Origin of the sequence: Hufsiella arboris, from assembly GCF_009834875.1 — a bacterium.
GTDB classification, from domain to species: Bacteria; Bacteroidota; Bacteroidia; order Sphingobacteriales; family Sphingobacteriaceae; genus Hufsiella_A; species Hufsiella_A arboris.
This window is the reverse complement of sequence record NZ_WVHT01000004.1, coordinates 43,364-68,811: the sequence shown is the minus strand read 5'-3', so window position 1 is coordinate 68,811 and position 25,448 is coordinate 43,364. Positions and strand designations below refer to the sequence as shown.

The following is a 25,448-nucleotide window of genomic DNA, read 5'->3' as shown; positions in this document are numbered from 1 at the left end:
GACGTCAGGCAAACGCATTCCGAATGATTTCTATATACACTTCGTTGTTTGATTTTTTGAGCACGATGTTGTGGCATTGATTGAACCGAACAAATTTTTTCAGGGCATCGATAATCTTTTCGAGTTGCTGCCGGCTCAATTCCACCGGCTCGAAATGAAGGTTGTGAACAAGCAGGGTCTTTTTCTTCCTGTCAGCTTTTGAGTCCATACGCGCGACGAAGACATCCCCAACCAAAATCGGCAGTGAAAAATAGCCGTATTTTCGTTTCGCCTGAGGCACAAAACATTCAATTTGGTAATCGAAATTAAAGAAATCCTTTAAACGATGCCTGAAGACGTTTACTACGTCAAAAGGCGAAAGGATGTAAGCAGCGTCTGATAATTGCAGGTCTTTATTTATATGATCGGGGAGAAGATACAAAGTAGCCGTTTTTGACCCCTCTATGGCAACCGTACATACATCACCGGCCGCGACAAGTTTTTCCAGTTCCTGTTTAATCAAATTGTTTTTCACGCGACGTGCACGCCAGGACAATTCTTTCAGGTAGGCGATGCCCAGAGATTTTAAGGTTCGCAGGATAATGTACTTAGCAAATTCTTCAGCGGTCGGCATTGTGGTGTCGATGTCCTCCGGTATCAGGTTTTCGGGCAAATCGTACAGCTTTTTAAAATCTTTTTGCCTGGTGGTCATCAGTTCACCTGCCAGGTAAAGCCGTTCGAGAGCCAATTTCGCTGGCCGCCAATCCCACCAACCGGAACTCGCTTCGGTACGGTCGTTTTCAAAATCAGTTACCTGCAGCGGGCCTTCACGCGCTATGCGATCCATCACCTGATTCATGAGATTAATTTCAGCCTTGGTCAGGAGATTTCTGTTCGCTGAAAAGCTTGCTTTAACAGGCAAAGAAAACCTGAAATCGTTCATTGGCATAAAGCCTGAGTCTGCCAGGAGAAATTCGAAAATCCTCCCGTCTTCCTGCAGCTCCAAAAGCCATTCTGGTTCATAATCAGGCACGCGTGATGCAATGGCATGATGATGTGCGCGCTCAACTACATAATTGGTATCGATCTGGATGAAACCAAGATGGTCGATCAGTTTGTAAACGGCTTCGGGACCCGTTCCAAATGGCGCGGGTTGAGCCAAGCCAGCGGCATGCAAAATAATTTTCCTGGCTTGCGATCCGGTGATAGTCAACTGGCTCATACTTCCTTGATAGAAAAGGTTATATCGGGTCAGAATTTAACGAGAATACATTAAGCAAGTTTCCAATCCGGCCGTTCAAAATGGCAGGTATATCCGTAAGGGTGTTTTTGCAGATAATTTTGATGCTCCTCTTCAGCGTTCCAGAAATCGGCAGCGGCGACTACTTCGGTTACAATTTTTCCAGGCCACTTGCCTGACGCATTCAATTCAGCAATTAATTTTTCAGCTGTATCGCGCTGATTTTCGCTTGTGTAAAAAATAGCCGACCGGTATGAAGTGCCGACATCGTTTCCCTGCCTGTTACGTGTGGTAGGGTCGTGAATCTGAAAAAAGTACTCCAACAGTTTACGATAGGATAAACGTTCAGGATCAAATTCAATTTCGATGCCTTCCGCATGTGTTCCATGGTTGCGGTACGTCGCGTTTGGTACGTCACCACCGGTATATCCTACAACCGTTGATATTACACCCGGCTGATGCCTGATCAGTTCTTCGACGCCCCAAAAGCAACCGCCGGCCAAAATAGCTTTTTCAGTATTCATAGGTTTTTTCTAAGCCTTAAAAATAGGATATAGGAGAAAAAGGAAAGACAAAATATTGTCAAGTTATACCTAAAAACTCGTGCCAGATGGCGGGTCTACCGGCCATAGCCTTATCATTTTCAAAAAACGATTTTGTGATCACTTAAGTATTTGTGAAATTCATAAATGCATCGTTATACGCCTAATTCCTTTGAAAAAAAAATAAAAATCATCATATTCAATCCTTTCAGAATTAACAACGATACTATCAGGTGATTCAATTTGTTGCCAAGTGTCATCTAAAACAAGGAAGTCTTTTATTCCTAAACGCGTGTAAATGAATTTATTTGAAATTGCTTCCCTAAGCCCTTGATAATCGTCAATAGTAAAATACTTAAAAAAGTATTTGAATTTTATGTCGTACTCAGCCAAAAATTTATTAACCGGAATCAAATTATTACTTAGCTTAACCATCATCTTGTCTTGTAGTAAGTCAAAAGCATAATTTCCTGGCGTTTTTCTAATGGAACCATCATCGTACCTTTTTATGAATTCATTCATAAAAGATGTTTGATTCCCGTCTTTATCATAAAATATATCACCGTAAAGCTCATCCTGTCTAATTGTTAGTGGCTTTCCTTCTGTTTCTTTTGTACCTTGAAATCCAAATTTCAAACTGCCCCATATTCCTATACAACTCATAGTAACCGGTAGTTTAAGTTCTGTAAGCCATTTTATTGACTTTGCGTCATGAGCTGAATAAAGTTCAATGCCTTTGTTTAAAGCGTATGTTTTTACCGTCTTTGTAAATCCAGCTGCACATATCAATATTCCTTTTGTTGCATTCACATCTTCAATGACAGAAGCAAATTCTCCAATAGTTTTAATATCCGCAGGCGTTTTATAATCTTTTGCTTGAACGATCATAAGATAATTTTTGTTACCTATTTCACTTCTTATTGAAACATCGATTTCTCTTGGAATTTTAGAATAACGGCCGATAATTTTATCATTTTTAGTGACTATAGCCGACGGAAGTAGCTGGTTGTAAATTTCGTCAATTAACTCTTCATATTCTTTTCCTAGCTTGGGCATAAATCGGATGTAATGAGTTGTTTTATTATAACATTTATCTTACTTGTCTATCGGATTTTTCTTCCCAGCTTTCAATTTTTCAACAATCTTTTCCAAACGTTCAGCCTTAGTTTTTTCCTGTTTCGCGGAAACCAGCCACACAACATATTCCTTTTTATTGGTGTAAGAGAGGCCGTTGTAGAAGTTTAATGCAGCAGTGTTTGATTCGAGTGTTGTTTTGAGCTCTTCGGGCAGCGTTACCGTTTTTGTAGCCGGATCAATATATTCTCCGAACTGGTTGGTTGGAATTTCAGAGTTGCGGAAATCTGCCAGCTTCACTTGTTTTTCGTCGCGGAAACGCAATCCGGTCCAAACTTCGTCAAGCGAGGCCGAAGCAACAGGGCGTATGGCAAACTGGTGCAACTCGTTCCAGTCGCCCGACATCATATTCAGATCTGTTTTAATTCCCGAGCTCTTCTTCGGGTAAGCAATCCAGAAGACGGTCTCAGGCTTTAGCCGCTGAGCGAGGTTCCTTGTTTCATTTATCAATTCGTCTTTTCCTTTTACAAAAAGCATCGCTGCGTCGAATGGTATATCGGCGTCGTAACTGATTTTTAATCCTCCCGAAGCAAGTGAATCGGCAATGTTTGCCGCAGTTTCAGAAGGATTGATAAACGCAAGAGTTTGACCTTCCTTAAGGTGAAGTCTTTTGAGAATCGGGGTTGTTGCCATTGCGTGAATAAAGATTGAGTTTAGAATAAAAATCCCATAAAACAATCCCTGCGGAAATAACAATGTTAAAGGAATGTTTGGTTCCAAATTGCGGAATTTCCAAACAATTATCAATTAATTTCATCGCCTCTTCAGAAACACCGTTCACCTCATTGCCGAATATCAGCGCGTATTTTCTATCTCCGGACGGCTGAAATTCATGGAGCATGGCACTTTTTTCAGCTTGTTCGATGGCAAGTATATCAAAGCCATCCGCTTTAAGTTCGCTGATAGCCTCGTCTATATATTCAAAATATTTCCATTTTATCGATTGTGTGGCACCTAAAGCGGTTTTCTCGATCTCCCGGTGTGGCGGCTGGCCGGTTATCCCGCATAAGTAAATAGCTTCGACCGCGAAACCATCGGCGGTACGGAAGACAGAACCTACGTTATGAAGGCTTCGTACACTATCCAGAACAACGATAACGGGCAGTTTTTGCTGCCCGTGAAATTCTTCAACACTGGCTCTCCCGAGCTCATCTAATTTTAGTTTTCGCATGTTGATTAATGAACCAAAGTTCCGTTCAAACTGCGGACGCCATCGCCAATAAGCGAACTGTAAACGCCCGGTTCGTAACCAATTTTATCAGTATAATAGCTGATTAGCTCTTTACTATACTGATCGAAATAATCTTTTTTAACCAATGCAATGGCACAACCTCCAAATCCGGCTCCCGTCATACGTGCTCCGGCAACGTTGGGGTTGGTCAGGCTGTATTCAACCACCGCGTCCAGTTCCTTGCCGGATACTTCGTATTGATTTTTCAGCGAATCGTGTGAAGCATACATCAGCTTTCCAAAAGCCTCGAGATTGTTCGCTGCAAGTTCCTTCGCAGCTTTGTGTACCCGATCATTTTCTTCAACAACGTGCTTAGCACGCTTTCTGACTATCTCATTAGTGATCAGTTGGGCATGTTCGCTGAATGTTTCGCCCGTGATGTCGCAGAGGTTTTGTATCTCAAGTTCCTGCTGTAACGCTTTTAGTGCCTCCTGGCATTCGGTGACACGTTCATTGTATTTAGATTCAGCAAGTTTGCGGGGTTTATTGGTATTGATAATCGCTAAAAGGTAGTCGCCAAGATTACAATCCACTGCCTCATAGTCGAGTGTATCACAATTAAGCTTCAGTGCTTTACTGTCTTCTCCAAATGCTACGGCAAACTGATCCATAATGCCGGAGTTCACACCGATGAAATTATTCTCGACATCCTTTGAAATCTTGACAAGTTCAAGTTTCGAATAACCTGCATTTGTAAGTTGGTTTAAGGCAAAAGCCGTCACCACTTCAATAGAAGCAGAAGACGATAGACCTGAGCCGATAGGAATATTTCCGAAGTACAGCATGTCGAGGCCTTTCAGCTCGAAACCGGCTTTAGCGAAGCGGTCAATTACACCAAGCGGATAATAGAACCAGCTTTCGTCTTTTTTTGAATAGGAATTCTGAACATCTATATCCAACGATTCGTCAAAGTTTATGCTTCTCATACGAAACTTGCCGATAGTGTTCGGCGCGGTCAACAGGTAGGTTCCGAACGTAATCGCAGCCGGCATCACCAGTCCGCCGTTATAATCGATATGCTCACCGATAAGGTTTACGCGTCCCGGAGCAAAGAAAATATCCTGATGCTCATGTTGGAAAATCTCCCTGAAATTTTTGGCTAATTCGTCTGTCATATTCGTTGGTATAAGGCGCTAAAGATAAAAAAAAGTGCTGATAGAAGTGTCTTTATGACGTTATTTGCAAACATGCAACTTAAGAAAACCGATATCATTCTGATGGCTTTTACGACCGGCCTCATCGTGGCGAATATTTATTACTGCCAGCCGCTGATCATTCTTATCGCTAAAGAATTTAACATCGCCGAAAGTGATGCCGGACGCATAACTTATCTGACCCAAGCCGGTTACGCTTTGGGTTTGCTATTCCTGGTACCGCTTGGCGACAGGCTGGAACGTAAAACCCAGATACTATATACAACCTTGTTAGCCATCGCGGCCTTAATTGCTGCAGCCCTATCACCTGGTTTCACAATATTATGCATCGCTTCGGTAATTATTGGGTTCAGCTCGGTAGTTCCGCAGCTTATTCTTCCGCTCGCTGCTCATCTTGCCGAGCCGACGGAACGCGGAAAAGTGATCGGCACAATTATGAGCGGCTTGTTGATCGGTATCTTACTATCGCGAACCTTAAGCGGAATCATCGGGCAACTGTTCGGCTGGCGTGCCATGTTTTGGATCGCAGCTGTGATTTGCAGTTTACTGATGCTTCTAATTAAGAAACGTTTTCCGGAAAGCCGGCCAACATTTAACGGAAAATACAAGGATCTGATGGCTTCACTCGTGAAACTTACCCGCGAGCTGCCCGAACTTCGGGAAGCCTCGGCCATCAACGCGCTGGCGTTCTCCATTTTCGGTGCATTCTGGACGAGCATGGTTTTACTTCTTGATGGTGCGCCGTATTACTTTCGCGCTGACCAGATCGGTTTATTCGGGTTGGCAGGTGCGATGGGAGCCATGGCAGCTCCGCTCGTCGGGCGAATCGGCGATAAGAAAAACCCACGTATCGCTGTGGGTTATGGGTTGCTCATCCTTTTGATTGCGTTACTTATCTTCTACTTTTTCGGTACACATTTGTACCTGTTCATTTTTGGCATATTGCTGCTCGACCTTGGTCAGCAGGGAGTGCATGTGTCGAACCAGACACGTGTTTATGCGCTTATTCCCGAAGCGCGCAACAGGCTCAATACAGTGTTCATGACGGCTAGTTTTGTGGGTACATCAGCAGGTAGTGCGATGAGCCTCGCTCTATGGAAATGGAGCGGCTGGCATGGAGTGTGCCTCGGTTTGATCGTTTTGCTGCTGTGTGCACTCGCCGTATATATCTTCACTTATAAAAAAAACCAAACTGCAAATTTGCAAACCACTTCCTGATACCGCTGTTATCCTTACTCAATCAAGGATAATCATGAAAGCAAAGTTGTTCATAATTGTTGCCCTGATCGCATCTGCGGCAGCCTGCAAAACCGCGGTGAAATCCGTTGATCCGGGAGGAAGGCACAATATCCCGAAAGGTACGCGGAATGAAGACAAGGATACGTCGGCTATTAAGTCGAAAAACGATACGCTGCAAAAACATTAACATACACATCTATCTATCATCATGGAAAACATTGAGAACCTGGTTTCAAAAGAGGCCGTAGAAAAAATCAAAGAATTAGCTCAAGATGCCGGCATTTGCATGTTCGTAACCAACCTTACTGAATTACCACTTACCAGCAGGCCGATGGGAACTGCCGATGTGGACGACGAAGGAAATATCTGGTTTTTGAGCAATAAGAACAGCGATAAGAATATTGAGATCAAAGAAGATAAGCGTGTTCAGTTGTTCTACTCCAACAAAGGAGCTGCCGAATACCTGAGCGTTTTTGGGGAGGCTGAAATATACCGTGACCACGCTGAGGTAGAAAAAGTGTGGACACCTATCGCGAAAGCCTGGTTCAAACAGGGCGCCGACGATCCAGCTGTTTCTGCTATCAGAGTTAAACCTCAGGACGTGTATTATTGGGATACGAAGCATAATAAACTGGTTACCCTGGTAAGCATACTGGCATCGGCGGTAAGTGGCAAAAAAGATGCAAATGCGGTGGAGGGGAAGCTGAAAGTTTAAGCGTTGGATATGTGGTATCAGGTTTAAGGTATCAGAAATCAGTTTTGACTTATCTGGCTCATTCTTTGAGTTTTATTACGTTTATATTTTGAAAATGAACGTTTCTACAGCTATCGGCCGATAGTCCTGCTGTGCACTGTAGCCCTCGTACCTCGGGGCTGCCGTTTCCATCAGGTTTAAAATGAAAGCTCTGTCCATTGAAAACCACCGTTACAAAAACGGGTTTGTACGCAACAGATAATCGTAGAAAGACAAACCATTATGTAATAAACACTGGTGCCGCAGCAGCTCCCGGTTGATCGGGAATATTACCGCAGCAAATGCCTTTACCAGTTTATTCTGAAAACTGCACAAAATTTTCACGATAAGTAAAAGGTAAGCGCTAACTCCGTTGCCAGTTGTAACTTTATTACAAGTACTGGTAACCAATGAAAAAGATTTTATTAATAGCTGTTTTAATAGGAGTCGCAATTAGCAGCTGTAAAAAGGATGCTTCTATCCCTGATCCGAATGCTACAAGTGATAGCAAAGATGAAGTGAATATGTCATCAAGCAGTACTCCAGTTATTGTAAAAACAATAGCAGGCGGCCCTTACACATCAGGGCCTACATTACTTGATGGAACGGGAAAAAAAGCAAGATTTAATCATCCTCTGGGTATTAATCTCGCAGCTAATGGATACCTGTACGTTGCAGACGAATTAAACAATGCAGTCAGAAAAGTTTCAGTAGATGGCCTAACAACTACGATAAATAGCCCCGCTCTCCAGCAACTTAAGTTAGCGGAACCTAACGGAGTAGGATTATATGATGACGGACGTTTGGCAATTGTAGATAACGGTATTGGAGGATCATCCAGATTCATTGTTCTAAAGTCTGATGGTTCTTTGGATTACACCGATGATGATTATCACTTGTATAGTAAAGGCTTAGTATGGAATCCATTTGATAAAAGCTTCTGGGGCGGGGGGGCATTTAAAAAACCAGGCATTTTAAAAGTTTCGCCGAATTATTCTGCCGAGAAAGGCCCAGTTGAGTATTCCATTAGTGATACTCGATTGGATTACAAAATACCCTCTGATTCTGCAAGTTTTGAAAGCCCATTTTATTGGACGCATGCATCTTTCTTTGGCTATAATAATGTTTTATATCTTGCTTACAGCAATTTTGACCAATACTCTGATCTTTATAAAATTGTGTTGCCTAACGGGATACAGTCGCATATTTTCACTGATTTGAAATTCAAATACGTCACTGCTCTTGTTGCAACTCATGACTCCCGATCCATTTATATAGTAGACGACGGAGCTATTAAGGTGATCTTTAAAGGAAAGCTAAAATACTTAACTGGCCCTAACCCAAAATATCACGATTCAAGAGATGGCGTTGGAACAAATGCCGATGTGTACGCTTTTTCGCTGGCTTTATCGAAGGATGAAAATACCTTGTATTTTACTGATATCAACGCAAATGCAGTGCGGAAAGTTATTTTAAATATGCATTAGCCGGGTAACGATTGTATGACGAACAATCAGCTTTGGGTTTAATCTTGAATTTAACGCGTTGAAGTAATTACAAGGCTATCTTTTGAAAATGGACATTGCGGAGCTATCGGCCGATAGTCCTGCTGTCCACTGTAGCCCTCGTACCTCGGGGCTGCCGTTTCCATCAGGTTTAAAATGAAAGCTCTGTGCATTGAAAACCAACGTTACAAAACGGGTTTGTAAGCTAACAGATGATCGTAGAAAGACAAACCATTATGTAATAAACACTGGTGCCGCAGCAGCTCCCGGTTGATCGGGAATCTTTACCGCAACAAGCAGCTTTCTCAGTTCTTCTGAAAACTGCACATAATTTTCACGATAATTGAAAAGTGTATAGTGAATCTGTTACCAACTGTAACTTTATGTTAAACATTGGTAACTATGAAAAAGAATTTATTAATTGCTGTTCTTATCGGTGTCGTAATTAGCAGCTGCAAAAAAGACATTTCTGTTTCTGATCAGACAGTAATTAGCACTGCTAAAGATCAATTATCAGTTTCAGCGGGTAATACCATTCTTATTGTAAAAACCATCGCAGGAATGAGAGATTCTACTGGTCCCACATTGGTAGATGGAACCGGCAAGGATGCCAGATTCAAAGCACCGCTAGGAATTTATTTAGCCAATACCGGGAATCTTTACGTTGCAGATTCTAAAAATAATGCTATTCGAAAAGTAACCACAGATGGAACAGTTACTACTCTGGTGAACCCCGCTATAACAGCAGCCCATTTCAGCGAACCCAATGCGGTTGGGTTGTATGATGATGGCAGTTTAGCGGTAGTCGATAAATATGACGGCGGAGGCCGGGTATCCGTTTTTAAACCGGACGGTTTATTTGATTATCATGATCTTATACGTTCATCCCTTCTAGGTTTAGCTTGGGATCCTTTCACGAAAAGCTTTTATGAAGGAACCGATTTTGGCCCGCCATTTATTCACAGAGTTGGATCGTATTATCAGGGTTATGGGATTGATTTTAACAAATTGACTTATCATCTACCTTCTGACTATGATGGACGTTTCGATAGCCCGTATTATACGCCAAGAGGGTTCTTTTTCGGATTTAACAATATAATTTACATGATATTAAGTGATCCGGAATCGCTTAAAGGCGACATGTTTAAAATATTGCGTGATGGTACCCCATCTCACATTTATACCGATTTAAAGTTTAAAAATGTTACGTCTATCGTTGCAAATCACGACTCCCGATCCATTTATATAGTTGATAATGGAGCCATTAAAGTCATCGTAAACGGAAAACTTCAGTATATAACAGGGCCAAATCCAAAACACCACGACTCTAGAGATGGGGTTGGCACTAACGCTGATGTATATGCTTATTCTTTAGCCTTATCGAAAGATGAGAATACTCTCTACTTCACCGATTTGAATGCGAATGCGGTGCGGAAGGTTATTTTGAGGCTGCATTCGAATTGACGCTTTTTAGAAAATATTAAATGGTTATGAAACAATCATTTTCATTTTTGTAATGTTTTCTGCTTTTGCTCTTAATAGCTGTAAAAAAGGCGTCAGTATTACCGGCGGACAATCTGCAAGCGGCAAAAAAAATGCAAATGCGGTAGAGGGGAAGCTGGAAATTTAGGTATGATGTGACAGTATCAGGTAACAGTTTCATTATTGGTATTTTATTCCGTTTGCTTTTTGAAATGAACGTCTCGGCAGCTGACAATCCTGCCTTGGGGCTGCCGTTTCCATCAGGTTTAAAATGAAGGGGTTGTACAATAGAATCTTGGGTTTATCAGAATTTGTGGCGTTAAGAGTTTTTTGTAAAGCCAAATGGTATATGAATACGATGAATTAGCTTGATGGCGGTTCATGATAATTAATTGGAAATGAAAGCAGCTGCATCTATCGGTTGATAGTCCTGCTGTACACTGTAGCCCTCGTGCCTCGGGGCTGCCGTTTCCATCAGGTTTAAAATGAAGGGACTGTGCAATAACACTGCGGTTTATGACGAACGTCGTATTGCGAAGAGAGTTTGTTAAGTATCCGAAGTTTTTAAACCTGATTGAAGTGTATACCGGCCTGGCGGCTAATGCCTGTGCAGTATGAACGTAAAGCAGGACTATCGTTTCATAGTAGCCGAAACGTTAATTTTCTAATTATAAGAATTCGTAACATACATTAAAAAAAGTTACTTATTGCTTGTTACTCACCCGGTAAATTTATGCTCTAACTTTCACCGTCTTATACAACATATAAAACCCGCCGCCAGACAGCAGGCATACTACTGCCATGATAGTCCACAATAAGCCGAACCCTTTAAGGTAAATTACCTGGCTGCCCAGGGTTGGCGCCAGTATTTGTGCTGTCGACCATGCCATGGTATACAATGCCGCGTAAGCGCCCCGGTTCTGTGCATTACTGCGGGAGATCCAGAAGGAATTCATAAAAGGCAAACACAGGATTTCGCCAATGGTGATCATCGTTACCACAATGACGCCCGAAACGGGCAGAACGGGAAGCAGGTTAAGTAGGATATAAGCGCCCCCTGATATAAGCGTCCCCATAACGATATAAAATAGCGGGTGCTTTTTGCCATCGATCTTGTGTATGATGATCATCTCAAAGAATGCGATTATTATCCCGTTCAAGGCCATCAGCATTCCTATTAATCGTTCGTTAAAACCCCACTGCGTTTTAAAGAAAACCGGTTCCATGGTAAATAATTGAAAAAAGCAGGAAGCGAATAATATTACCAGTCCGATAAAAGCCAGGTAAATCCGGTCGCGGTACGGAGACGTTCCGTCCTGCGTATTCTTTGATTTTTTTTCGGCAACAATCGATTTGTAAGGCAATAGCCAAAGAAGAAGGAAAGCCGCGAAGATATTTGTGCAGCCGTCTACCCAAAACAGCAAATGATAATTAAAGGACGCCAGGAAACCACCAAGCGCTCCGCCGAACGACCAGCCCAGGTTAATCGCCAGCCTGTTCAAAGCATAGGAACGTGTTTGATTTTCGGGTGTGCTGTAGTGCGCGATGGCGGTGGAATTAGCCGGCCGGAATGATTCGTTACAGATACTTAAAACGAATGTCCCGATACATAACGCAATGAAATGTGTGAGTAAACCGATCACGATAAACATAATGCCGCCGCTCATGAGCGCGCCGACCTGCAGCTGGTAAAAGCCAAGCTTATCCGTGATCTTGCCGCCGATGAATGCTCCTGCAATCGACCCCAGGCCAAACAACGCCATAATTGTTCCCGCTTGTGTAATTGTATAATGAAGCTGCTGCGTGCAATAGATGGTCATGAATGGTATCACCATCGTGCCGCTGCGGTTGATCAGCATGACAATGCTGAGATACCAGCTGTTTTTGGAAAGGCCGGTATAGGCTGTTTTGTATAATTGAATGGTTGAGGTAAACATGGGAAAGCAAAGATAGGGTTAGAGGAGGTATTTAGGCGTGCAGATTGTTCACTGTGTATTTAGTATTGTAAATTTTTCAAAATATAAAATCCCGAATTAAAGAAAGAGTATTCAGTTTGTTCGATGATTTGTTGAACGGCTTTTTTACCGACGAAGAGTTTTTGAAAGCTACCGCCAGGCAAGGAAAATTACGGATCGTGGAGGAAGAAAGGCCGGCGAGGAAGTGGTTGAGTTGAAAGCGGGCGCATAAGACCTGGACGCAATTATAAATTTTAAAGACTATTTGCGGGGATGCGGACGGCCTTTTTAGTGGATAAGAATACTGGTAAATTATTGTTCGGTTAAAGGGATTGAAAATAAATTATCTTAGCCGAAAGAAAGAAGGAAAATCATCCTTACAAACGGGTTGGCAGCAACATTAATGAACGAGAAAACAAATAACGAAAGGAAATAGCAAAAATGAGTAATATAAAAAAATATGCAATAAACGGACTCTTTAACACTCAAAATGTGGTTATTCCGTTTGATGAAAATATTAAAATTCTTATAGGAGAAAATGGACTTGGGAAAACAACAATTCTTAATTCTCTGTATTATGTCTTGACAAAAAAATGGCATAAACTCATAAAAATTCCATTTGAAAGCATTGAGCTGACTTTTGATAGTAATTCAATAATACGATTTTCAAAAAAACATTTGGAAGCCTATTTAATGGATGACAAAAGGCAACGGAAAAGAGGACACCTCCAAATCATTTCTCAACTTAAAAGCTTAATCCCTAATGTAAACAAGCTTAAAGAGGAGTTATTGAAACCTGATACGGTCAATCAGCAAACTATAATCAACCATCAGGATATTATTAATTATATCATAAAGAACAGAATAAATCAACAAATTGGAGCACCAACGGGTGTGCTTGTTGATTGCTTAATCAGATTATTAACAGATGAATTTGTACTCGTTTTTGACGACATAAATAAAATAATTGAGGAACAACTCGACACAACTATAATGTACTTTCCAACATATAGACGGGTTGAAGAAGAACTACAAAATCTTGGTCAACTTAGAAAAATCAGTAATGACGACTTTGATTTTTCAGACCCATTTGAAGAAGAAGAACGAATTGAGTTATCAAACATAGAAGAAGAAACATTAATACAATTCGGGATGCAAGACGTAGAAACCCGAATTAAAAGTGTGTTATTTCAAATTAGCGAAATGTCTCTGACCGGTTTTACCACGGTTACAGGTCAAGTGTTGTCCCAAATGCTAAAAGGATTTCCTACGGTAGATGAATCATCATTATTACATTTAAACAAAGATGACATTGAAATAATTTTAAATAGAGTAAGGGGGAATCTGTCTGAAACTGACAGAAGGAATATTATTGGAATTGTTGAGTCAAAAAAACTATCAGATAAAAAAGATTTAGTTTTCTTTTTATCAAAATTGATAGGCGTATATGAAACACAAAAAGAACTTGATAACAGAATCAAAAACTTTGTGGCTGTTTGTAACAAATATTTAGTTGGAAAAGAATTGAAATTTGATGAAAGTTCTGTGTCAATTGATATAATCAGAAAAAAATCTGGACAAATGGTCAAATTAAACCAACTTTCGTCCGGTGAAAAACAAATAGTTTCCTTGTTTTCAAAAATCTATCTTGAAGAACATAGTAGCATAACGGTTCTATTTGACGAACCTGAATTATCACTTTCCATTGAATGGCAAAAGCTTCTTCTTCCTGATATTTTAAGTTCTGGAAAATGTAAATTTTTGTTAGCTGTAACACACTCACCTTTCATCTTTAAAAATGAATTGGACAAATATGCGGTGGGTATGAATATATTTATTGATTGATTAATATGGATATTGTAGAACGCCTGAGAGAAGAAGCGACATCTGATTGTGTGGCTTATACGGAATTTATGCTCCAATACAAGAAAACAGAGGATGCTCTTTATTGCTTTTTTGAAGGGTTTGAAGATCCAATTTATTACACAATACGGATAGAAAGCATATCATATAAGACTGTTGTAGATTTTGTTTGTGGAGGAAAAGATGATGTGATTAAAGTTCACAACCTTATTAAAGAAAGTCCTCACTATAAAAATGTAAAAACAGGATTTTTTATTGACAGTGATTTTGACAATTATAATCTTCCTGAAACTATTTACAAAACACCCACCTATAGTATAGAAAATCTCTACTGTGTCCAGGAGGCATTTGAAAAAATACTTCTTGCAGAATTCAAAATGAAAAGAACAGATGATGACTTTGTAAAATGTATCGAGAACTATAAAACTCTTCAACAAAAATTCACATCTGAAATGTTACTATTCAATGCTTGGTTAGCTTGTCAGTCAGATATACGGAATGACCTAAAAACCAAAACAAGATTAAATATTGACAATAAGGTAAAAGCAAAATTTGATAAAGTTGTATTGCCAGACTTGACTGGCATAAAACCTTTAGAGGGATTAACATCCAAACAAGAAATACAAAGCATTTACAACAATTCACCAAGTGTTTCTGACGATGCTTTGAATATAAAATCTCAAGAGTTCGCATACATTAATCAATCCGAAAAATTTAGAGGTAAGTTTTTAATACGATTTCTTGAAAGTTATTTATGTCGGCTGCAATCTATTTTTGGCACTACTTGTTCACCTTTTGTAAACAAATATTCTTGTAACTTGAGAATTGAAAATGCAACTATGTGTTCAAGTTTAAGCCAATATGCAAAGACACCAGAATGCTTGAAGCGATATATAATTGAAACATTACGATAAAGGGAACAAAACCAGCTATCCAGCTGTTCGACATGTTCCGCAGGGCATGTCGAATAATTCGATAGAAGGGATTTCTAATCCCACTTTGTAATTCTCCAAAATTTTTTCATTTTTTCATAATGGCCTTAACTAAACCGGTCAAATTGGATTAGTTGATGGTAAAGGCGGGAATGCACGTTTTAGTTATCCCAGTAATATACGCTATGCCAAAGACGGAACATTGTGGGTTGTGGATGGGAATGGGGGCGGTGAAAACAACTCCGGGGGGAAATACTCCGAACCTGGGCGGCCAAACCATACGACATATAAAAATGGATGGAACTGTAACCACGTTCCTTAAGTTGGATCCTTCTTTGAATTGGGCTATCAACGACGTCGCCGTAACAAAGCGCGACAAGGATTTCAATTTGACTTCTCACGAAAACGCCTTTATATCAATTACCCGTTCAGCTGTAAGTGACACCTCTTCGCTGACCCAAAGAAAGTACCAGATACTGCACTTGTCGTACGATAAGGTTTTGACGCCCATTACCGGGTTGCTTACCGAAGGATTTCAAAACGGAGCAGCAGCACAGGCCACTTTCAGGGGACCGACCGGTCTTACGGTGAACCCAAGCGGCATATTTGTTGCCGATATCTCGAATAACGCTATCCGGAAAATATCCAGGCAGTAGCTAAGTGTGAGTTTTAGTTTTGTGCGGCAGGCGTATGTTTGTCGCTCAGCGGCTCTTAAAAGTGTGCTGAACTGACACTTGCTTTTAAAAGCAATAGAATTATAATTTATCATTTGTATATCCACAAACTTTCCCGAACAACAACAACGGGGGCCAGTTCCGGAACGACGAATTGTTCTACCCATTTCCCTAAACCCATTTCCCCAAACCCATTTCCCGCTCCCCATCAATCCTTTCCCCCATCCACAATCCCCGATTTTTCAACAATCCCGATAAACCAATCCCAATAATTTAATTTAGCGCGTTTAATCAAATACCTTGGCAAAGAGCGCGACGAAAGAAACCCCTTTAATGCAGCAATATAACACCATCAAGGCGAAATATCCCGGCGCCTTGCTGTTGTTCCGTGTGGGAGATTTTTATGAGACATTTGGGGAAGATGCCATCAAAGCATCTGGGATATTAGGAATCGTACTTACAAGGCGGGCCAATGGTGCTGCGACGCATATTGAACTGGCTGGGTTTCCGCACCATTCGCTGGAGACTTATCTGCCGAAACTGGTAAGAGCTGGCCAAAGGGTAGCTATTTGCGATCAGCTAGAGGATCCGAAGACTGTTAAAACCATCGTTAAGCGCGGGGTGACCGAACTGGTAACACCTGGTGTGGCCTATAATGACAATATCCTGAACCAAAAGTCGAACAACTACCTGGCTTCGCTTTTCTTTGATAAGAGTATCATCGGTATCGCGCTTATCGATATTTCAACCGGTGAGTTCATGGTTGCGCAAGGAAATCAGCAATATATCGACAAATTGCTTCAGAGCTTCAGGCCGAGCGAGCTGATCTTTCAGAAGAGCCGTCACAGGGATTTTATTGAGGCTTTTGGCGATAAATATTACACTTATACACTGGACGAATGGCCTTATTCCGGCGACTATGCTTCTGAAAATCTGCTTAAACATTTCGAGGTAAAGTCGCTGAAAGGCTTTGGTATTGAACGTTTAACAGCGGGGATAACTGCAGCCGGCGTAGCACTTCATTACCTCAACGAAACTGAGCACCGCAACCTGCAGCATATCTCCTCTATCTCAAGAATCGAAGAAGATCGTTACATGTGGCTCGACCGCTTTACGATCCGTAACCTGGAACTGATCGGCTCGGCAAATGAAAACGCGCGGACGCTGGTCGACGTTCTGGATCATACCTGCTCGCCGATGGGCGGACGCTTGCTGCGCCGCTGGATCGTAATGCCGCTGAAAGAAAAGAAACCGGTACAGGCCAGGCTGGACGTGGTGGAGTATTTCACAAAACACGAGGAATTACGGGAGCAACTTTCGAATGAGTTGAAACAGATCGGCGATCTTGAACGGCTCATTTCAAAAATCGGTTTACAGAAAGCAAATCCGCGGGAAGTTTGCCAGTTGAAACGCGCGTTGCATTCGATCGAGGCTATAAAGACAGTTTGCGATGCATCGGATAATAATGCTTTAAAAGTAATTGGTGAGCAGCTGAATCCCTGCATACTTATCCGTGACCGGATTGAGAAAGAAATGCATGCTGAGCCGCCTGCCTTGCTGAACAAGGGAAATGTAATCGCATCCGGCGTTGATGAAGAGCTTGACAGGCTGCGAAAGATCGCTTTCGGCGGCAAGGACTACCTGGTGGAAATCCAGCGCCGCGAAGCAGAAGCGACCGGCATCCCTTCGCTGAAAATTGCCTTTAATAATGTATTTGGCTATTACCTCGAGGTGACTCATTCTCATAAGGATAAAGTGCCGGCAGAATGGATACGGAAGCAAACGCTGGTGAACGCCGAGCGTTATATCACGCCTGAGCTAAAGGAATATGAAGATCAGATTTTAGGGGCCGAAGAGAAAATCAATGCGCTGGAAACGAGGTTGTATATTTCTTTGCTGGCGGATCTGCTGGAATATATTAAACCGGTACAGCTAAATGCGCAGCTCGTTGCTCAGCTTGACGTGCTGCTGTGTTTTGCTACCGTCGCGATTAAAAATTATTACGTAAAGCCGGAATTGCTCGACGAAAATGTCCTGGATATCAAGGGCGGCCGGCACCCGGTTATCGAGAAACATTTGCCGACCGGTGAGGAATATATCACGAACGATGTATACCTGGACGGCGAAAGTCAGCAGATTATTATCATCACCGGTCCGAATATGGCCGGTAAATCGGCGTTATTACGTCAAACCGGTTTAATTGTGCTGATGGCGCAGATGGGCTGCTTTGTACCGGTGAAGGAGGCGAAAATCGGCCTTGTCGATAAAATTTTCACGAGGGTAGGAGCTTCCGATAATTTATCTTCCGGTGAATCGACGTTTATGGTGGAGATGAACGAAACGGCCAGTATCTTAAATAATTTGTCCGACCGAAGTTTAATCTTGTTGGATGAAATCGGCCGTGGCACTTCCACCTATGATGGTATTTCGATTGCCTGGTCAATTGCCGAATATTTACACAATCACCAAACGGCAAGAGCCAAAACCTTATTCGCGACGCACTACCATGAGCTGAATGAATTATCGAACTCATTTCCCAGGATCAAAAATTTCAATGTTTCGGTGCGCGAAGTAGCCAATAAAGTAATTTTCCTGCGCAAGCTGGTGCCCGGCGGAAGCGAGCATAGTTTCGGTATTCATGTAGCCAAGATGGCCGGTATGCCGCAGAAACTTATCGGTCGCGCGAATGAAATTTTGAAACGCCTGGAACAGGAGAGGACCGGCGGCGAGCATATCAAGGACAGTATTAAAAAAGTCCAGCAGCAGGCATACCAGCTTCAAATGTTTTCAATCGACGATCCTGTCCTGGTTAAGATTCGCGATGTGCTGAATAATCTTGATGTAAACACGCTGACGCCGGTTGAAGCGCTGATGAAATTGGATGAGATACAAAGGGTGTTAAAGGGCTGATCAATATTGCCAGGCATACGAGCTGCAATGTGAATACTGACGTCTCCATATATTTCGCTTATTCATATATTCTTGCACGGGAAACGGCCACTTTTTTTATCTCAGTGTATTTAAGAACGTTAGGAAAAATTCTCAAAATTTTCACAATTTGACCGGCCTCTATATATAGAAAAGCTATATCCCTAGCTTTACAAATACCAAATTATATTCTAATGAAACGTGAGATATTCAGAGTAATAGCTGTAGCTAGCGCCGCTATTTTCGTTGCTTCTTTTTCAAATTGTAAGAAAGACGATGTTCTTTCGTCTGCCGCGGATAGTTCAACTTTAGCGGTAACAAAAAACACCGACAAAACTTCTGTCGTGTCAGACTCTTTTGTAGTAAGTACGGTTGTCAAATTTGTTTCAGATAAAGGTATCAGCAGGGTCGCCACAGGAGAAGATGGAACACTGTACGCCACCGCGAGCAAAAGTAATGAAGTTTACCGGGTTAAAGGCTCGACCGTCAGCCTGTTTGCGAAAGTGGCAGGCCATCCTTTCGGAATCAAAGTGGGGAAGAATGGCGATGTTTTCGTTATGTGTAAAGACGCCACAAGAGGTATAGCAAGATTTTCGTCTGACGGCCGAATACTGCCTGCCATCCAAACATCCCAGGAATTGTATCAGCCCACCGACATGGCAGTTCTTGATGACGGTACGGCTTACATTACCGATTCCTATCACCATCGGATCATTAAAGTAACACCTGATGGAACTTCAACTGTGATTGCGGGTAACGGATATCCGGGAACAATGGATGGAATTGGTGCCGCAGTCAGGCTTACCAATCCCACAAGTATTAAATACGGTGGCGATGGTTTTATTTATTTTGTTGATGGCAGATCTTTTGGACCGAACTCAGGGGCATTCGAACCTGGACGTTATATTCGCCGCATCAATCAATACGGCAGAGTGAGCACGGTATTTAAAGCGCTGGACGATGTCCAAATCCTGGATTTTGCACTTGCGAAAAAGGACAACTACTTCAATCCAACTCCGGAAACAAATATTTTCGTAACCAATACTAATAATACGATAGGCTTTGTTCAAACAACCGGCGGTGAACAAAGAATGCTTGGCCCGCATGGCAATGGATATACCGACGGACTTTTAAAATATGCGCAATTTCATTATCCGTATGGAATTTCTATAAAAGGTGATGTTATGTATATAGCGGATTACGAAAACAACGCGATCAGAAGAGTAGTAAGGAAATAAGACGTCAATTTCTGGAAATAGCCTTTTCCACAGCTGTGAGTAAAATCAGGTTGCCGCAAAAGTGTACCTTGCGATCTTGTACTATGATACGTTCAAGAAATCGCGCTGTCCTTATACTTTTTTTGTTTCTCCTGATTTTCGGTACGGCTTGCAAAAGTAAAAAGCTGCTGACAGATGCAAGCGACCTTCGTGGAACAAAAAAACTTTCGGGTAGTGTTAAAGAGCGTTATGCTGAGATTTTGAACGTTTCCGGACGGGATATAAAAAACGAGAAGCTTTATAAATTTATCGATGAGTGGATGGGCGTTCCTTATCGTTCAAACGGGATGGATAAAAACGGCGTTGACTGTTCAGGATTTACCACGCTTTTGGAAAGAGAAATTTACGACACTTCGCTTCCGCGGATCGCTAAGCAAATGGCCGCGACGGTTAAGCGAAAATATGAGGAAGATTTACAGGAAGGCGATCTTGTATTTTTTGATTTCGGTGGCCAAAAATATAGCCACGTTGGCGTATATCTTCGGAATAATAAGTTTGTGCATGCATCGACCTCGAAGGGAGTTATCATCAGCGATTTGAAAGATCCCTGGTATTATAAATATTTTTCACGAGCGGGATCTCCCAAAGCGATGTCTTCAGTGCAGGTTCCTGATTAATCAGGAAGCGGCTCTGGCGAGATGTCGTAATCGATATCTTCTTCATTAAAAGTTTCGATCTCGCCGGTTTGAGTAATTTTAACTTCAACTTCATTGGCTTCCTGATCTTTATTAACCAGGCCGTAGCCGGAAGGGGTGGTAACTTTGTCGTTTTTCTTGAAGATCATGTTAGATTTTTTGTCTGAAAACGCAATCCTGTTGAAAAGGTTTTCCGTTTCCAAAAAAACGCGGCTAATTATTCGCCTGTTTCTTTTTCGATTTCTCTACCGATACGGTTAACTTCTTCATCCTCAATAAACAATGGAAGGTCCGTTTCATTATCTAATTTCAACCAATGGTTTTCGGTGTCTTTCAGGATTTTAACGAATTCTTCACCATCTTTAAAAATTGTATATACATCGCCTTCTTCAGGGAAAACCGCGTAATCGATGCCGTTAATCTCTATGTCGAATGGTTCTTTCATCGCTCAAATATACGCACTGTTAAAAATACCAGGAATAGATAATGCTAATTGAAGTAACAATGCAGGCGCTTACAGCGATATTAAACCACCACTTGTTTTTTATTCGGAAGAAGGAAAGCATTGAGTGATGGATTATAAAAGCTACACTAGTCAGCTCGATCCCGATAACAATAAGCAGGCTCAGCAACCGGCTTACCAAACTCGTTACATTATACTGGTAGCTAAATTCGCGTCCCAGTAAAAAAAGCTGGATAGTTATGTTTACGATGAGATAAATGTAGGTCAGAAACCAACCGGACCTTCTTCGCTTAAAAAGCAGAATCAATGCGGGAACAGGTAAAATATATCGTATCAAATGATATAGTACATGCTGCTTATGCTGCAACAGTGATGTCAGAACCGATTGAAAAAGCCCTTCGTTAACAATGAACTGATAAATGTAAACACAGCTTAGTGAGAGCACTATCCACCAGATTCGTTTTTCTGTTTCCGGCTCAAATTCATTGTTTTTTCGCTTGTCATACGGCTCTTGTTCCATGTATCGTTGTCAATCTGATTAAATATACGTTTTGGGTTTTAGAGGTTTTTAACTATCGGTGAAACAATAATTTAATGTGTCGTGTATTGTGTAATATTTCTCGTTTATGGATTTATCGACTCAAATAATCTGGCTTTTCCTGTTAGCCGTACCGATCGCCTGCATTGCATGGACAGTGACACATGAGGAAGTCTTTCGTGAACCAAGGGAGTTTTGTGAAAGGTTAAGCAATGATTGTAACTCCGTCTGGAAGCGTAAGTTCTTTTATCTTTTTACCTGCGAATACTGCTTTAGTCATTATGTTACCGTTGCAGCCTTGTTTTTTACCGACTATCATTTGTTGCTGGATAATTGGAAAGGATATGTTTTGGCCGGCTTTTCACTGGTATGGATAGCCAATATCTACATGAGTCTTTTTGGGTTTTTACGCATCAATATCAAAAAAGACCGCGTAGAAACTAAGGTTGAAGAAATTAAAATTGAAGAGCAGGAATCAGTTAATTCACAAGAATCTTAAAACAGTCTTTTGAAAGCGCTGTTCTCAAGCCAAATTTACTACAACTATGAAATTACTACACCGGATATTTTTAGGATTAACTCTTCTAGCATCATTTAAGCAAGCACAAAGTCAAACCGAATCTCCATATAAAACAAGCTGGAAAGTTGATGCCCCTATCATTGGCGCAGGAGTTGGGTTATCAGTTTTAGGTGTTTCTTTTATAAAAAACAAAGATGGATTAACCGAGCAACAAGTGAATTCTGTGTCAAAAAGCGATGTAAATGGTACCGACAGATTTATAGCAGGAAATTATTCTACTTCGGCAGATAAAGCTAGCTATTACCCGTTTTATGCATCTTTTGCTATGCCCGTAGCCTTGCTGCTAAATAAAAATGAAGGAAGTAAAGCGGGGCAGATAGTCGCACTTTATATAGAAACTATGGCTATCACCGGCGCTTTATATTCAAATTCGGCGGGCTTAATCAACCGTAATCGTCCGTTTGTTTATAGTGACAATGCGCCTATGGATAAAAAAACGAGTGCAGGAGCGAGACGGTCATTTTATGCAGGCCATACGGCAGCAACAGCGGCGGCAACTTTTTTTGCGGCAAAAGTTTTCCAGGATTTTAATCCCGACTCAAAAGCAAAACCTTATGTCTGGGCGGCTGCGGCAATTGTTCCCGCATCAGTGGCGTATTTACGGTCGAAAGCCGGAATGCATTTCCTTACTGATAATTTACTCGGTTACGCACTTGGAGCTGGCGCCGGAATTTTAGTTCCGCAGCTACATAAGAAAACAAATAAAACTAATCTTACCTTAACGCCTGTAATAACACCAGAATACAAATATGCTACGCTCGCCTGCACATTTTAATTTATCTATGATGGCCAAATCATTTTTAATCGCATTTTTTGTGCTTATTAGTATTTCACCAGTAAAATCACAAACCAAAAGTGAAAAGCAGCTGTCCGCAGCACTCGAACAACTGCGCAATGCTATGTTAAATGCTGATAAAGATGTATTGGAAAAAGTCACCTCTAATCAGTTAAGCTACGGGCACTCAAGCGGTAAGATTCAAACCAAGTCGGAGTTTATTAGCTCTTTGGTTACCAAAGAATCGGATTTTGTTACACTTGATTTTAGCAATGTTACGACGGTGGTCTCAGGCAAAACTGCCTTAGTGAGACACCAGTTACAGGCACAAACAGCCGACAGCGGCAAGCCCGGAACGGTGAAGCTCGGAATTTTACTTGTATGGCAAAAACAGGGCTCAGCATGGAAGCTGCTTGGCCGTCAAGCCTATAAGATATAGCCCGACTCGCTGAACAATCAGCTATTTTGCTTGTTTATTTTAAAAGCCAATTGTGGAAAAAAGAAAACCTTTAGCGGCGTTAAACATTGTTTTTTTTATCGTAGCATGCGCTGTTTCGAACCTCAGTTCGTTTAAGATTTTCAGGAGCCGTGATATAGGAAGTATTTCTGATAAGTTCGGAACCATTTTTGCCCCAACCGGCATTACTTTTTCTATCTGGGGAGTGATTTATATAAGTCTGCTCGGCTTTTGTATTTATCATTTGAGAAAGGCGTACAGCAGCGATGCGAATAAAGAATCAACAACTGAGATTTTGCAAATCAATTGGCTGTTTATTATCAACAACCTCGCTGTCGCTGCCTGGGTTTTCGCCTGGTTATACGAAAAGCTGGCTATTTCGGTAATATTGATGTTGATACAACTCATCACTTTATTGCTAATCAATATCCGGCTTAGTATTTATGACCCTTCTCGTTCAGCGAACTCGCGTATTTTCACTCAATGGCCTTTAAGTATTTATTTCGCGTGGATATGTATCGCAACGATAGCGAATATCAGCACTTGGCTGGTAAGCATCGGATGGCGCGGAATGGGTATTTCGGATTCTTACTGGACTATCATCATGATCGGTATCGCAAGCCTCATAACGCTATTTGTTGTTTTGGTTAGGCGGAACGTGTTTTTTGGCTTAGTTGTTATATGGGCTCTTTATGGGATCGTTTTGAAACGTAATGAAGTCAATGGCCAACTTTATCACGATGTTATTCTTGCGTGCTGGGGCGGAATCGTTTTTATCGCTTTGGCGGCGATCATTCAACTCTATAAAAATACGAGATCGGGTTCTTCTCATGTCGAACCAGTTGCTCAAATCTGACGTGCTCAAAATAGCTTACGATCCGATCTATGCGCATAACTTACCTCCCGGGCACAGGTTTCCTATGGTTAAATATGAACTGATTCCAGGGCAGTTATTACATGAAGGATTAATCACCGAAGAAAATATATTTAGTCCTGAGCCTCTTGGCGGGGAAACAATTTTGCTGGTTCATGAAAGGGACTATTGGAATCGCTTAAAAAATCTTACAGTAACGCCAAAAGAGGAGCGACGAATAGGTTTTCCACTATCTGCCAGACTCATCGAACGTGAAACAAGGATTGCAAATGGAACGGTTCAGGGTTGTTTCCATGCAATAGAAAACGGTGTATCTTTCAATGTGGCTGGTGGAACGCATCACGCAGGTACCAATTGGGGTGAAGGTTTTTGCCTGTTAAATGACCAGGCGATCGCAGCTGCATATCTCCTGAAAAAAAGAATAGCTTCTTCAGTTCTTATTATTGACCTGGATGTTCATCAAGGGAATGGGACAGCCCAGATTTTCAGGAATGAACCCGCTGTATTTACATTTTCCATGCATGGTGAAAAGAATTTCCCTTTTCATAAAGAAAAATCAGATTATGACATTGGCTTGCAGGATGGCATCGGTGATGATGAATATTTATCAATTCTAAAGGAAAATCTTTCAAGCCTTTTTGATCAGATCCATCCGGACTTTGTATTTTATCTTTCCGGGGTCGATGTTCTGGAGACTGATAAACTGGGTAAGCTCGCTTTAACCAGGCAGGGCTGTAAAGAACGCGACCGCATGGTTTTTGAGCAGTGTTTTCAACGAAATATTCCGGTGCAGGTAAGCATGGGCGGCGGTTATTCGGCTCACATCCGCGACATTGTCGAGGCGCATTGTAACACTTACCGGGTTGCACATCAGATCTATTTTTAGGGAACCTACGAGGGAAGTGAATGTTAGAATTGGCAAAAACTTTCCTGCTAGTTGGAAGGACGTGCTTGCAATACAGCGCCGACTCAGTGCACAGGCTCCATTTCGCCATGAAAATCAAGCCGTTCGGTAGTAAACCCGACAGCAAGGTAAAGCCCGCAGCAAAGCGTTGGTTTGTGTGCCTGTGGCGAGGACTTGGACTGAATGGCGGGGCTGCAAATGCAAAAAGTGATGAGCGTTCGTTTTCAATAAGTCATCCCAGGTTTTTTATAATCCGGTAAAGTGCTTCTTCATTGGTTCAATAATTATCGGGCTTAAAATATAGAATTAACGAAAACCCACATTTTATCTAAATCGTATCACGCTTCGTGAAAT

General features: G+C 41.6%; 26 protein-coding genes. 16 read left to right on the top strand and 10 right to left on the bottom strand.

The features are described 5' to 3' along the window. Positions 1 to 4: 4 nt before the first annotated feature. From GS399_RS09685 to GS399_RS09660, 6 genes are all read right to left on the bottom strand, one after another. The gene (locus GS399_RS09685) at positions 5 to 1,201 is read right to left on the bottom strand and encodes a winged helix-turn-helix domain-containing protein (protein ID WP_160844424.1); all 1,197 of its coding nucleotides are present in this window, start codon (positions 1,199 to 1,201) and stop codon (positions 5 to 7) included. Between the two features lie 50 nt (positions 1,202 to 1,251). Beyond that, positions 1,252 to 1,743, bottom strand: coding sequence for a peptide-methionine (S)-S-oxide reductase MsrA (msrA, locus tag GS399_RS09680; protein ID WP_160844423.1), 492 nt, complete (start codon positions 1,741 to 1,743; stop codon positions 1,252 to 1,254). A gap of 159 nt (positions 1,744 to 1,902) precedes the next feature. Next, positions 1,903 to 2,817: a restriction endonuclease gene (locus tag GS399_RS09675; RefSeq protein WP_160844422.1), complete on the bottom strand. Its 915-nt coding sequence runs from the start codon at positions 2,815 to 2,817 to the stop codon at positions 1,903 to 1,905. 39 nt (positions 2,818 to 2,856) lie between these two features. Then, positions 2,857 to 3,528 (bottom strand): YdeI/OmpD-associated family protein, encoded by a 672-nt coding sequence (locus GS399_RS09670; protein WP_160844421.1) that lies wholly within the window; start codon positions 3,526 to 3,528, stop codon positions 2,857 to 2,859. Continuing rightward, positions 3,491 to 4,066 carry an RNA methyltransferase gene (locus GS399_RS09665; RefSeq protein ID WP_160844420.1) on the bottom strand — a complete coding sequence of 192 codons (576 nt, stop codon included), beginning with the start codon at positions 4,064 to 4,066 and terminating at the stop codon, positions 3,491 to 3,493. Before GS399_RS09665 ends, GS399_RS09670 begins: the two co-directional genes overlap by 38 nt. A 5-nt stretch (positions 4,067 to 4,071) precedes the next feature. Next, a complete protein-coding gene (locus GS399_RS09660; protein ID WP_160844419.1) occupies positions 4,072 to 5,241 on the bottom strand; it encodes a galactokinase in 1,170 nt (389 codons plus the stop codon). 72 nt (positions 5,242 to 5,313) lie between these two features. On the opposite strand from GS399_RS09660, the gene GS399_RS09655 reads away from it, so the two are divergent. The 5 genes from GS399_RS09655 to GS399_RS20665 all read left to right on the top strand — a co-directional run bounded on the left by GS399_RS09655 (position 5,314) and on the right by GS399_RS20665 (position 10,221). Beyond that, positions 5,314 to 6,498, top strand: coding sequence for an MFS transporter (locus GS399_RS09655; protein WP_160844418.1), 1,185 nt, complete (start codon positions 5,314 to 5,316; stop codon positions 6,496 to 6,498). Between the two features lie 34 nt (positions 6,499 to 6,532). Further along, positions 6,533 to 6,706, top strand: coding sequence for a hypothetical protein (locus GS399_RS09650; RefSeq protein WP_160844417.1), 174 nt, complete (start codon positions 6,533 to 6,535; stop codon positions 6,704 to 6,706). Between the two features lie 21 nt (positions 6,707 to 6,727). Beyond that, positions 6,728 to 7,234: a pyridoxamine 5'-phosphate oxidase family protein gene (locus GS399_RS09645; RefSeq protein ID WP_160844416.1), complete on the top strand. Its 507-nt coding sequence runs from the start codon at positions 6,728 to 6,730 to the stop codon at positions 7,232 to 7,234. A 428-nt stretch (positions 7,235 to 7,662) separates the two neighbouring features. Then, positions 7,663 to 8,739, top strand: a complete 1,077-nt coding sequence (locus tag GS399_RS09640; protein ID WP_160844415.1) for an NHL repeat-containing protein — start codon at positions 7,663 to 7,665, stop codon at positions 8,737 to 8,739. Positions 8,740 to 9,159: 420 nt separating this feature from the next. After that, entirely contained in the window at positions 9,160 to 10,221 is a 1,062-nt protein-coding gene (locus tag GS399_RS20665) for an NHL repeat-containing protein (protein WP_202409422.1), read from the top strand. A gap of 749 nt (positions 10,222 to 10,970) precedes the next feature. On the opposite strand, the gene GS399_RS09635 is transcribed toward GS399_RS20665, so the two are convergent. Next, positions 10,971 to 12,176, bottom strand: a complete 1,206-nt coding sequence (locus GS399_RS09635; protein WP_160844414.1) for an MFS transporter — start codon at positions 12,174 to 12,176, stop codon at positions 10,971 to 10,973. Between the two features lie 459 nt (positions 12,177 to 12,635). Between GS399_RS09635 and GS399_RS09630 the strand changes: the two genes are divergently transcribed. The 6 genes from GS399_RS09630 to GS399_RS09605 all read left to right on the top strand — a co-directional run bounded on the left by GS399_RS09630 (position 12,636) and on the right by GS399_RS09605 (position 20,485). Continuing rightward, the gene (locus GS399_RS09630) at positions 12,636 to 14,039 is read left to right on the top strand and encodes an AAA family ATPase (protein ID WP_160844413.1); all 1,404 of its coding nucleotides are present in this window, start codon (positions 12,636 to 12,638) and stop codon (positions 14,037 to 14,039) included. Between the two features lie 5 nt (positions 14,040 to 14,044). Next, positions 14,045 to 14,971, top strand: coding sequence for a DUF4435 domain-containing protein (locus GS399_RS09625; RefSeq protein WP_160844412.1), 927 nt, complete (start codon positions 14,045 to 14,047; stop codon positions 14,969 to 14,971). Positions 14,972 to 15,174: 203 nt separating this feature from the next. Further along, positions 15,175 to 15,645, top strand: a complete 471-nt coding sequence (locus GS399_RS09620; protein ID WP_160844411.1) for an NHL repeat-containing protein — start codon at positions 15,175 to 15,177, stop codon at positions 15,643 to 15,645. Between the two features lie 318 nt (positions 15,646 to 15,963). Continuing rightward, complete coding sequence (mutS, locus tag GS399_RS09615; RefSeq protein WP_160844410.1) at positions 15,964 to 18,573, top strand: DNA mismatch repair protein MutS; 2,610 nt, start codon at positions 15,964 to 15,966, stop codon at positions 18,571 to 18,573. Between the two features lie 212 nt (positions 18,574 to 18,785). Beyond that, on the top strand, positions 18,786 to 19,829 hold the full coding sequence (locus GS399_RS09610) for an NHL repeat-containing protein (protein ID WP_160844409.1): 1,044 nt from the start codon (positions 18,786 to 18,788) through the stop codon (positions 19,827 to 19,829). Between the two features lie 83 nt (positions 19,830 to 19,912). Next, positions 19,913 to 20,485: a C40 family peptidase gene (locus GS399_RS09605; RefSeq protein WP_202409421.1), complete on the top strand. Its 573-nt coding sequence runs from the start codon at positions 19,913 to 19,915 to the stop codon at positions 20,483 to 20,485. Here GS399_RS09605 and GS399_RS09600 read toward each other — a convergent pair. The 3 genes from GS399_RS09600 to GS399_RS09590 all read right to left on the bottom strand — a co-directional run bounded on the left by GS399_RS09600 (position 20,482) and on the right by GS399_RS09590 (position 21,486). Next, positions 20,482 to 20,652: a hypothetical protein gene (locus tag GS399_RS09600; protein ID WP_160844408.1), complete on the bottom strand. Its 171-nt coding sequence runs from the start codon at positions 20,650 to 20,652 to the stop codon at positions 20,482 to 20,484. The two genes, GS399_RS09605 and GS399_RS09600, sit on opposite strands and share 4 nt — an antisense overlap. A gap of 68 nt (positions 20,653 to 20,720) precedes the next feature. Beyond that, entirely contained in the window at positions 20,721 to 20,948 is a 228-nt protein-coding gene (locus tag GS399_RS09595) for a hypothetical protein (RefSeq protein WP_160844407.1), read from the bottom strand. A 19-nt stretch (positions 20,949 to 20,967) separates the two neighbouring features. Beyond that, positions 20,968 to 21,486 carry a hypothetical protein gene (locus tag GS399_RS09590; RefSeq protein WP_160844406.1) on the bottom strand — a complete coding sequence of 173 codons (519 nt, stop codon included), beginning with the start codon at positions 21,484 to 21,486 and terminating at the stop codon, positions 20,968 to 20,970. A 106-nt stretch (positions 21,487 to 21,592) separates the two neighbouring features. Between GS399_RS09590 and GS399_RS09585 the strand changes: the two genes are divergently transcribed. From GS399_RS09585 to GS399_RS09565, 5 genes are read left to right on the top strand one after another with little or no spacing between them, the layout of a single operon-like run. Further along, entirely contained in the window at positions 21,593 to 22,003 is a 411-nt protein-coding gene (locus GS399_RS09585; protein WP_160844405.1) for a hypothetical protein, read from the top strand. Positions 22,004 to 22,049: 46 nt separating this feature from the next. After that, positions 22,050 to 22,859, top strand: a complete 810-nt coding sequence (locus GS399_RS09580; RefSeq protein WP_160844404.1) for a phosphatase PAP2 family protein — start codon at positions 22,050 to 22,052, stop codon at positions 22,857 to 22,859. Between the two features lie 7 nt (positions 22,860 to 22,866). After that, positions 22,867 to 23,298 (top strand): nuclear transport factor 2 family protein, encoded by a 432-nt coding sequence (locus GS399_RS09575; RefSeq protein ID WP_237487922.1) that lies wholly within the window; start codon positions 22,867 to 22,869, stop codon positions 23,296 to 23,298. Positions 23,299 to 23,350: 52 nt separating this feature from the next. Next, the gene (locus GS399_RS09570) at positions 23,351 to 24,172 is read left to right on the top strand and encodes a TspO-related membrane protein (protein WP_160844403.1); all 822 of its coding nucleotides are present in this window, start codon (positions 23,351 to 23,353) and stop codon (positions 24,170 to 24,172) included. A 1-nt stretch (position 24,173) separates the two neighbouring features. Beyond that, entirely contained in the window at positions 24,174 to 25,076 is a 903-nt protein-coding gene (locus GS399_RS09565) for a histone deacetylase family protein (protein ID WP_160844402.1), read from the top strand. The last annotated feature ends 372 nt before the right edge of the window (positions 25,077 to 25,448 follow it).

Bases quoted from the DNA above. Each gene is read 5' to 3' on its own strand.
- GS399_RS09580 (WP_160844404.1), top strand. From the start codon at position 22,050: ATGAAATTACTACACCGGATATTTTTAGGATTAACTCTTCTAGCATCA.
- GS399_RS09685 (WP_160844424.1), bottom strand. From the start codon at position 1,201: ATGAGCCAGTTGACTATCACCGGATCGCAAGCCAGGAAAATTATTTTG.
- GS399_RS09630 (WP_160844413.1), top strand. From the start codon at position 12,636: ATGAGTAATATAAAAAAATATGCAATAAACGGACTCTTTAACACTCAA.
- GS399_RS09620 (WP_160844411.1), top strand. From the start codon at position 15,175: ATGCCAAAGACGGAACATTGTGGGTTGTGGATGGGAATGGGGGCGGTG.
- GS399_RS09600 (WP_160844408.1), bottom strand. From the start codon at position 20,652: ATGATCTTCAAGAAAAACGACAAAGTTACCACCCCTTCCGGCTACGGC.
- GS399_RS09610 (WP_160844409.1), top strand. From the start codon at position 18,786: ATGAAACGTGAGATATTCAGAGTAATAGCTGTAGCTAGCGCCGCTATT.
- GS399_RS09605 (WP_202409421.1), top strand. From the start codon at position 19,913: ATGATACGTTCAAGAAATCGCGCTGTCCTTATACTTTTTTTGTTTCTC.
- GS399_RS09650 (WP_160844417.1), top strand. From the start codon at position 6,533: ATGAAAGCAAAGTTGTTCATAATTGTTGCCCTGATCGCATCTGCGGCA.
- GS399_RS09655 (WP_160844418.1), top strand. From the start codon at position 5,314: ATGCAACTTAAGAAAACCGATATCATTCTGATGGCTTTTACGACCGGC.
- GS399_RS09575 (WP_237487922.1), top strand. From the start codon at position 22,867: ATGATGGCCAAATCATTTTTAATCGCATTTTTTGTGCTTATTAGTATT.
- GS399_RS09665 (WP_160844420.1), bottom strand. From the start codon at position 4,066: ATGCGAAAACTAAAATTAGATGAGCTCGGGAGAGCCAGTGTTGAAGAA.
- GS399_RS09640 (WP_160844415.1), top strand. From the start codon at position 7,663: ATGAAAAAGATTTTATTAATAGCTGTTTTAATAGGAGTCGCAATTAGC.
- GS399_RS09675 (WP_160844422.1), bottom strand. From the start codon at position 2,817: ATGCCCAAGCTAGGAAAAGAATATGAAGAGTTAATTGACGAAATTTAC.
- GS399_RS09625 (WP_160844412.1), top strand. From the start codon at position 14,045: ATGGATATTGTAGAACGCCTGAGAGAAGAAGCGACATCTGATTGTGTG.
- GS399_RS09660 (WP_160844419.1), bottom strand. From the start codon at position 5,241: ATGACAGACGAATTAGCCAAAAATTTCAGGGAGATTTTCCAACATGAG.
- GS399_RS09585 (WP_160844405.1), top strand. From the start codon at position 21,593: ATGGATTTATCGACTCAAATAATCTGGCTTTTCCTGTTAGCCGTACCG.
- GS399_RS09635 (WP_160844414.1), bottom strand. From the start codon at position 12,176: ATGTTTACCTCAACCATTCAATTATACAAAACAGCCTATACCGGCCTT.
- msrA (WP_160844423.1), bottom strand. From the start codon at position 1,743: ATGAATACTGAAAAAGCTATTTTGGCCGGCGGTTGCTTTTGGGGCGTC.
- GS399_RS09645 (WP_160844416.1), top strand. From the start codon at position 6,728: ATGGAAAACATTGAGAACCTGGTTTCAAAAGAGGCCGTAGAAAAAATC.
- GS399_RS20665 (WP_202409422.1), top strand. From the start codon at position 9,160: ATGAAAAAGAATTTATTAATTGCTGTTCTTATCGGTGTCGTAATTAGC.
- GS399_RS09590 (WP_160844406.1), bottom strand. From the start codon at position 21,486: ATGGAACAAGAGCCGTATGACAAGCGAAAAAACAATGAATTTGAGCCG.
- GS399_RS09595 (WP_160844407.1), bottom strand. From the start codon at position 20,948: ATGAAAGAACCATTCGACATAGAGATTAACGGCATCGATTACGCGGTT.
- GS399_RS09670 (WP_160844421.1), bottom strand. From the start codon at position 3,528: ATGGCAACAACCCCGATTCTCAAAAGACTTCACCTTAAGGAAGGTCAA.